The sequence below is a fragment of the Nitrospira sp. BLG_2 genome, assembly GCF_049222245.1.
On sequence record NZ_JBLYIG010000564.1, the window covers coordinates 1 to 8171 of the forward strand.

The 8171-nt window shown below is 55.6% G+C and carries 8 protein-coding genes; all 8 read left to right on the forward strand.

Annotated features, from left to right (window positions below; translation table 11 throughout):
• A partial coding sequence (locus ACOSYY_RS15045; RefSeq protein WP_421663360.1) for a formylglycine-generating enzyme family protein occupies positions 1–1008 on the forward strand: 1008 nt, incomplete at its 5' end.
• Between the two features lie 59 nt (positions 1009–1067).
• Entirely contained in the window at positions 1068–2123 is a 1056-nt protein-coding gene (locus ACOSYY_RS15050; RefSeq protein ID WP_421663361.1) for a formylglycine-generating enzyme family protein, read from the forward strand.
• A gap of 35 nt (positions 2124–2158) precedes the next feature.
• Complete coding sequence (locus ACOSYY_RS15055) at positions 2159–2527, forward strand: hypothetical protein (protein ID WP_421663363.1); 369 nt, start codon at positions 2159–2161, stop codon at positions 2525–2527.
• The gene (locus ACOSYY_RS15060; RefSeq protein ID WP_421663365.1) at positions 2524–3369 is read left to right on the forward strand and encodes a formylglycine-generating enzyme family protein; all 846 of its coding nucleotides are present in this window, start codon (positions 2524–2526) and stop codon (positions 3367–3369) included. The genes ACOSYY_RS15055 and ACOSYY_RS15060 overlap by 4 nt, the downstream gene beginning before the upstream one ends.
• 457 nt (positions 3370–3826) lie before the next feature.
• Positions 3827–4774, forward strand: a complete 948-nt coding sequence (locus ACOSYY_RS15065; protein WP_421663367.1) for a TIGR01777 family oxidoreductase — start codon at positions 3827–3829, stop codon at positions 4772–4774.
• Between the two features lie 120 nt (positions 4775–4894).
• Entirely contained in the window at positions 4895–6340 is a 1446-nt protein-coding gene (locus tag ACOSYY_RS15070; protein ID WP_421663369.1) for a cryptochrome/photolyase family protein, read from the forward strand.
• The gene (locus ACOSYY_RS15075) at positions 6337–7290 is read left to right on the forward strand and encodes a YbgA family protein (protein WP_421663371.1); all 954 of its coding nucleotides are present in this window, start codon (positions 6337–6339) and stop codon (positions 7288–7290) included. The genes ACOSYY_RS15070 and ACOSYY_RS15075 overlap by 4 nt, the downstream gene beginning before the upstream one ends.
• Positions 7291–7510: 220 nt before the next feature.
• Entirely contained in the window at positions 7511–8023 is a 513-nt protein-coding gene (locus ACOSYY_RS15080; RefSeq protein WP_421663373.1) for a sirohydrochlorin chelatase, read from the forward strand.
• Positions 8024–8171: the final 148 nt, after the last annotated feature.

The window sequence follows — 8171 nt, forward strand, 5'->3', positions numbered from 1 at the left end:
GAATCCCGCGTTCCAAATGCGGGCATGTCATGTAATGAGGAGGATGCGATGGTCATGCACATTATTATTACTGTAAGCGCACTGGTCTTCTTGATTGGAGGGGGTTCGAGTCCCGCGAAGGCCGCGGCTGAGGACAAGGACATGGTGTTCATTCCCAAGGGAGAGTTCACGATGGGAAGCAATGAGCATGCTGATGAAACCAAGCACCAGGTCGTTCTCGATCCCTATTGGATCGACAAGTATGAAACTTCCAACACTCGCTATCGGGAGTTCATGAGAGCCACAGGCCACGCAGCCCCCGCATATTGGGATGATCCCCGTCTGAGCAAGGTTAATCAGCCGGTTGTCGGAGTCAGTTGGACCGACGCAAACGCCTTCTGCCAATGGGAAGGAAAACGGCTTCCGACAGAAGCGGAGTGGGAGCGGGCGGCCAAAGGCCCCGATGGAGATAGACATTATCCCTGGGGGCACAGCATCGACTCCAGCAAAGCCAATTACGGACAGAATGTCGGCAGGACGGCACCCGTCGATTCATACCCTGAAGGCGTGAGCGGCTATGGCGTCTATAACATGGCCGGAAACGTGTTTGAATGGGTAGACGACTGGTACGATCCCACCTATTACAAGGGCAGCATAGCACTGAATCCAAAGGGTGCTGATCAGGGTTACAACTTTGCCAATCAAGGACCAGTCAAGGTCCTGCGGGGGGGCTCCTGGCTCGCTCCAGAGACCTCTCTCCACACAAGCCACAGATTCTGGAATCAGCCCGACAATAACTCTTATGGCGTGGGCTTGGGATTTCGGTGCGCAAAATCCGCTCAAACGGTGTCGCATGAAGCCCAGCAGCAAGCACGCGATGCCTTTGTTCAAGCTCTGGTCGCAATGGGGGCGGAAAAGAATGCCGATGCACTGATCTTCATCGAGAAAGCGTTGTCGGCCTACCCGGACAATAAGGAATATCTGGCGACCCGTGAATTGATCAAGCAAAGCATGAAGAGGAAGCAATAGCTTCCCGATTCGGCTTCTGTCCGGAGACCTGCTGAATTGCATGGAATTGGAGGGTGGTGATGCGGATACCTTACACCGACTTACTCGCAATGCTGACAGTGGGATGCACGCTGCTGACACTCTCGGCACAGGCGGAAGATCATTTGATGCCGGCGGACATGATGTATGTCGGCCATGGACCGTCGGTGATGGGAATAGATAAAGAGGCTCGTCCCGACTCAGGCAAGAAGCTCACGGCCTATGAGAAGCGAATGATGACACCGTGGTCGGCTGAGGCGTTCAATGACGACGGACCTGCCCATAGGGTCTTCCTGGATTCATATTTTATCGACAAGTACGAGGTGTCGAATAAAGAGTATGGCGAATTTATGAAGGCAACACGGCACCCAGCACCAGCGTACTGGGACGATCCCCGCCTCAACAATCAAAGACAACCTGTGGTCGGAGTCAATTGGCACGATGCTACGGCATATTGTGAGTACCGAAGCAAGCGATTGCCGACGGAAGCGGAATGGGAAAAGGCGGCCCGAGGGCCTCATGGAAACATCTATCCTTGGGGCAATGATTTCGATCCCGACAATGCCAATTTCGGTAAGAAAGAGCTTGCCACCACTGCGGTAGACAGCTATCCCGAAGGGGTCAGTTTCTACGGCGTCTATAACATGGCCGGCAACGTGTTTGAATGGGTGTCCGACTGGTACGATCCGTCGTACTACAGCAGGGATGAGACGACTGTGAATCCAAGCGGCCCCGATAAGCCCGTTTGGCTGGGAGGGACCGGGACATATGTGGATCGTTTAACAGTCGGAGAAAAACGAGTCATCCGTGGCGGCTCTTGGATCGCTCCTGCAGCCACATTGAGAACGACCCATCGATTCTGGAACAACCCTCTGAACAACAGTTACGGTGTAGGCCTGGGATTCCGTTGCGCCCGGTCTGCGGCTCCCGACATCGAACTACAGATCAGCCAGGCGTATACCGCTGCGCTCGTGGAGATGGGACGGGAGCATTTCATCGAAGCGGAAGAGGTGGTAGCCAGAGGCTTAGCCATTAATCCGAAGAATGCCGAGTTGCTGGAGCTTCGATTGTTAATTGAACGTGCGAAGAAACCTTGAAGGAGCCATCACCGTTGCTAGTGACGGAGGCGCACATGACACCGTACGCTGTTCTTGCTCTTGGAATTTCTTTCAGCGCGCTACTCATAGCAACGGGAATCCAAGCCGGTCCACTCGAGTGGACAGAACACCCACACCAGGAAGGCGTGAGCGCCGTGCACGAAGCTGAACACGATGTCGACCATGCCTGGGAGGTGTACCACCGCGCAGCACTGGGAGGCACGGTGTCATCACCTGGACTGCAGGCGGAAATCGAGGAACATTTGCACGAAGCGCGCATCCTTCTTACGCAAGCCCAAGAGGCAGCGGAGCATGGAGATAAGCGCGGGGTGATGCAGCTGATTGGGCAAATCAAGTTCCATACGACTCAGGCCATTGGTGGTAGCAAGGAGCAAAAGAAATGACGATGGGTCTGTGTTGTCACTCAATCCGGTTTAACAGAGTGACGATGTTGGTGGTTCCAATATTCGTGATCACGCAGTCGCTTACCGTGGAGGCATTCACCGGCTCCCAAGAGCTCGACCCGGTGCCGATGATAACGATTCCTGCCGGTGAATTCCTGATGGGCTCGGCGGAGGGAAAGGGGCGGACCGATGAGCGGCCACAGCGCTCCGTATACCTGGATGCGTTTCTGATTGATGAGGTGGAGGTGACAAATCAACAGTATATGCGGTTCGTCAAAGCGACCGGTCACCGTAGTCCGCCGAATCCCTATGACACGGGTCCGCTTCTATCCATCAATGGGCTCGAGCAACTCCCCGTCGTACAAACAACCTGGTACGACGCCAAGGCTTATTGCGCTTGGGCCAAGAAACGCCTGCCGACGGAGGCGGAGTGGGAAAAGGCCGCTCGAGGGACCGACGGCCGTCTCTATCCCTGGGGAAATGAACCGCCGACCGCGAATAGGGCGAACTTTGATCGGGAATGGGACAATGAGCACACGTTGCACACGGTGGGTTCTTTGCCCGACGGAGACTCCCCTTACGGTGTAAAGGACATGGCGGGTAATGTCAGAGAGTGGGTCTCTGACTGGTATGACTGGGAGTACTATAAGGACGCATCCCATCACAATCCTCACGGTCCTGAGAAGAAAGGAGTGGTTCGTTCGATTCGCGGAGGATCTTGGCATAGTCCGGCTTCCGATATCACCACATCCGCGCGTGGCCGTGGTGGATTCGCCTTGCAAACTCACGGCACAGGATTTCGTTGTGCCCGCAGCTTCAAAAATGTGCCCCCGGATGAGTAGGAGATCGCGATGGTGCCACAGTGAAATCGGCACCACACAACCAAAGGGGCGATTCCTTGTTTCCGTCACGGTGACGCCGATCCTCCGCACGGCGCCGCCGGCTGAGGCAGACAGGTCTCTGAGAGGCATAGATGAGAGACCTGTCTCCTCGGTGATATTCATACCTTATATGCGGACAAACTGAACTTCGGGCACAGTTCGAGGAGGAACGACATGGACATGAGCGTTGTGTTTCTGATGATAGTCGGATTTCTGGGTTGCGGTATGGTGGCAGGACTCCTTCAGATTATGACAGTTGTCGCCAGACATCGGCCTGTGCAACGAAATAGGATCAGACAGAACAATAGGAAACCAGCTTGATGTTGGTCAAAGTTGAGGATTCCCCTGGAAGCGAATGCGAACCGGACTTCTCATATGAGAGTGTTGATCGCTGCACACGATGCAATGGAGTATGACCATGCGAATCATCGTGACAGGTGGAACCGGATTTATCGGACGACCTCTGGTTAATCAACTGCTGGAAAATGATCACAGCGTGACTATCCTTTCTAGGAACGCCTCCGGAGTGAGACCGCTGCTGCCGCCGTCGGCTACCTGCATCGATTGGAATCCGCCCTCAGTCGGTATATTGCCGGAAGTATTTGAAGGCGCTGACGCTGTGATCAATCTGGCCGGAGAACCGATTGCGGAAAAGCGCTGGACCGAGTCGCGCAAGCGGCTTATTTGGGACAGCCGAGTCAGCGCCACAAGAGTTATCGTTGAAATGTTGCGCAGCCATGCCACAAAGCCTTGCGTGCTGGTGAACGCCTCCGGCATCGGTTATTACGGCGCCAGCGACGATCGCCCGCTGGACGAAGGCGCTGCTCGCGGAACTGGATTTCTTGCCGACCTCTGCCTTGCCTGGGAAGCGGAAGCGATGCGGGCCGCGGATTTTGGGACCCGCGTAATCATGCTGAGGACCGGCATGGTCTTGGAAGCAGACGGTGGCGCGTTGCCCAAAATGTTGTCGCCATTCAGGCTGTTCGCAGGCGGTCCAATCATGCCGGGGACCCAGTGGGTTTCCTGGATTCATCGACGAGACCACATCGCCCTCATTCAATGGGCTTTAGCCGATACCGGTGTCTCAGGGCCTCTCAATGCAGTGGCGCCGGAACCGGTGAGAATGAACACATTCTGTGAGATCCTTGGTCGGGTCCTTCACCGGCCGTCGTGGCTTTCTGTTCCTCGGAGCGCATTACATCTTCTACTGGGAGAGTTGGGGACCCTGATGACCACCGGTCAGCGCGTGATTCCTGCGAAAGCTCTGGCTGGAGGCTATACGTTTCAGTACCCAACGCTGGAGCCGGCGCTGCAAGCTATTCTGATGGGAACGATAGACGCCGGAGATGAACGTTGGAGTCAGTGATGAAACGGCCTTTCGTGAACTGTGCATCGCACGAGTTGCAGGCGACAAGCTCCCGAGAAGACCGAAGGGGGGCCTGACAGTTCGGCACGATAGCTTTTCGAGGAAGAAGTAGGACAACCCATGCGCGGCATTGTCTGGTTCAGGCGGGATCTTCGGTTGCATGATCAGCCGGCGTTGACGGCCGCTTGCGCGGAATGTGACGAAGTCATTCCGCTATTTGTGTTCGATGAACCGTTACTGCAGTCACAGGAGTTCGGGTCCGCTTGCGTGAACTTCATGCTCGGTTGCCTGCAGGAGTTGACGTCCTCGTTGGCCGATCGTGGAATCGCGCTTCAGTGGCGTCGCGGCGATCAAGTCGAACAAGTCGTACAAACGGCACGTGAATGGAAGGCTGATGTGGTCTATTGGAACCATGACTATGACCCTGCAGCGATCAGGCGCGATCGTCAGGTTCAACAGCGTTTGGAGAAGCTCGGAGTGGCGGCGCGCACCTTCAAAGATCACGTCGTGTTTGAAGCTCAAGAGGTACGAGGTGCGACCGGAGAGCCATTGCAGCGGTACAGCGCCTATCGCGCGCGCTGGTGGACGAAATGGCTGGCAACCACTCCGGTAGTTCAGCCGATTCCAACCGCTCTTGCAAAAAAGAACGCCGCCTCGCTGCCATCCTGCAAACCTTTCCCCACAGCCCATGAGCTCGGGTACGATTCGACCGCTTCGTGGATTGAGCCCGGTGAGCGACACGCCCGGAAGCGGTTGCGCTGGTTCACTGAAGGTCCGATCCACTCGTATGCGCAAAACAGGAATCTGCCTGCCATCGATGGAAGTTCCAAGCTTTCACCGCACTTTCGTTTCGGAACCTTGTCGCCACGTATGGCGATTCACACGGCCTTAAACACGTTGTCACAAGGCGGACTGGTATCTCGCCCTGATGTTCTCATGTGGGTTGATGAGCTGATCTGGCGTGAATTCTTCCAGCAAGTTCTCATGGCGTACCCACACGTCGTGGAAGGTCCTTTTCGGGCAGTTATCGTGCCACCTGGCCGACCGCCTGGGAATGAACGAGATCGACTCTTTCGAGCCTGGTGCGAGGGAAAGACGGGGTATCCGATCGTGGACGCCGGCATGCGGCAACTCAATCAGACGGGGTGGATGCACAACCGTGTCCGCATGATCGTGGCGTCATTCTTGATCAAGGACCTTCGAATCGATTGGCAGTGCGGTGAGCGATTTTTCATGCATCAGTTGCTCGATGCCGATGTGGCTGCCAACAACGGAAATTGGCAGTGGTGTGCTTCGACCGGCACGGATGCCGCGCGGAGTTATCGGATTTTCAATCCGGCTCTTCAGAGCAAGAAATTCGATCCGGATGGAACCTATATCCGTCTCTATGTCCCTGAGCTCGCCAGGGTACCCGCGCAGAGGATTCATGAGCCACACCTTATGTCTTCGGACGAACAAGACCGATATGGTTGCCGTATCGGAATCGCTTATCCATCGCCTATCGTCGATCATCGGCAGGCACGTCAGGAGTACTTGGAACTCGGCAAGCTTCAGGAGACGAGATGACAACTTCCCCGATCCGCTTGGGCATCAGTCGGTGTCTCCTCGGTGACGAGGTCCGCTTCGACGGCGGACACAAGCGGGACCATTTTTTAACCGCTATCCTGGGCCACTACGTGGAATGGGTCCCGGTCTGTCCGGAAGTTGAAGCCGGACTGGGCACCCCGCGTGAAGCCATGCGGCTGGTGGGAAATCCCCGCCACCCTCGGCTGATGACCATCACGAGCGCACGCGATCACACCGCGGCGATGGAGACCATGATTGAGGAGCGTCTCGAGTCGCTCGACAAGCTGGATCTCTCGGGGTTTGTGTTCAAGAAAGGATCACCCAGTTGCGGTCTCGAACGAGTGCGTGTGTACACTGAACAGGGAATGCCAAGCCACAGTGGCTCCGGAATCTTTGCGCGGGCTTTTCGGAATCAGTATCCACTCATTCCTCTGGAGGAGGAAGGGCGGCTCGGTGATCCTTCGCTTCGAGAGAACTTTATTGAGCGGGTGTTCTCTTATCATCGGTTCCAAGATCTTGTGCGAACCGGTATCACGAGCCATGCTCTGATACGGTTTCACACCATTCACAAGTATTTGCTCCTGGCCCATAGCAAACAGCACTACGCAGCGATGGGCCGGCTTGTCGGCCAGGCGAAGCGGTATAGAGCGAGGGAATTGGCGTTGAAGTATGGCGAGCTGTTCATGCATGCCTTGGCCATGAAAGCGACGGTGCGGAAGCATGTGAATGTCCTGCAGCATATTGTGGGCTACTTGAAGAACCGATTGGGCACTCATGAAAAAGCCGAGTTGTTAGGCGTGATCGACGACTATCATAAGGGGCTCACGCCTTTGGTTGTACCTCTCACGCTGGTAAAGCATTACGTGCGGATCTTTGACGTAGGTTACATGCGCGATCAAGTCTATCTTAACCCGCATCCGAAAGAGCTTATGCTGAGGAATCATGTGTAGAAAGGACTCGCCATGCCGCATGTCGTCGTAGAAGACGCTGGAGATCCGCAGGGCCTCCATCAAGCTTTCTCGCCAAGAAAGGGATGGCCTTCATTGAGTCCATTCTGAAATGGGCCCTGGAAGGGCTATGACAAGATCAATCTCCCCCCATGCCTCGAACCACCTATGGATACTGATGCATGAACACGAACCCTTAACCTTAACGATAGGAGTAAAACCGATGGCGACAATCACCCACGGAGTGATTCTAGTCGGCCACGGCGGCATTCCGAGCGATTGCCCCCAAGAGCTGGTCAGCAAATTGAAACGGCTGGAGGCGCAACGGCGCGCGGCAAAGCACCCCCCCTCGGCCGAAGAGATCGAGCTGGACACCAAGATACGCCGCTGGCCAAGAACGAGGAAGACCGATCCCTATCAATCGGGACTGGAAGCAGTAGCGGCTGTACTGAGTCCCTATCTGAACGGCGTCTTATTTGCGCTCGCCTATAACGAATTCTGCGCGCCCACACTGCAAGAGGCGGTGAAAGACTTGATCGGCCAAGGCGCGACTTCCATCACCGTGTTGACCACGATGTTCACGCCGGGTGGCTCGCATTCGGAAGTAGAGATACCGGAGATTTTGGACCATTTGCGGCCGAAGTATCCCGAAGTGGAATTGCGTTATGCCTGGCCTTTCGATCTGCAGCTTATCGGGAGGACATTAGCAGAACAGCTACGGCGATTTACCACATGAGCTTCCTACCCTGATCGTTAAAAAGGTTTGACGGCATCGCCGGGCCTCGGCTTGTTCCCATGTCGATTCCACTCTACTCGTCGGTCGGCGCGCCCCTTGCCCCTGAAAGACGCAGCGGGCGCCGACCGATCCATTTTACGGCTCCTTG

What these genes read in the sequence shown, in the direction of transcription:
- ACOSYY_RS15050 (WP_421663361.1), top strand. Translation starts at nt 1,068, where the DNA reads ATGCGGATACCTTACACCGACTTACTCGCAATGCTGACAGTGGGATGC.
- ACOSYY_RS15055 (WP_421663363.1), top strand. Translation starts at nt 2,159, where the DNA reads ATGACACCGTACGCTGTTCTTGCTCTTGGAATTTCTTTCAGCGCGCTA.
- ACOSYY_RS15060 (WP_421663365.1), top strand. Translation starts at nt 2,524, where the DNA reads ATGACGATGGGTCTGTGTTGTCACTCAATCCGGTTTAACAGAGTGACG.
- ACOSYY_RS15065 (WP_421663367.1), top strand. Translation starts at nt 3,827, where the DNA reads ATGCGAATCATCGTGACAGGTGGAACCGGATTTATCGGACGACCTCTG.
- ACOSYY_RS15070 (WP_421663369.1), top strand. Translation starts at nt 4,895, where the DNA reads ATGCGCGGCATTGTCTGGTTCAGGCGGGATCTTCGGTTGCATGATCAG.
- ACOSYY_RS15075 (WP_421663371.1), top strand. Translation starts at nt 6,337, where the DNA reads ATGACAACTTCCCCGATCCGCTTGGGCATCAGTCGGTGTCTCCTCGGT.
- ACOSYY_RS15080 (WP_421663373.1), top strand. Translation starts at nt 7,511, where the DNA reads ATGGCGACAATCACCCACGGAGTGATTCTAGTCGGCCACGGCGGCATT.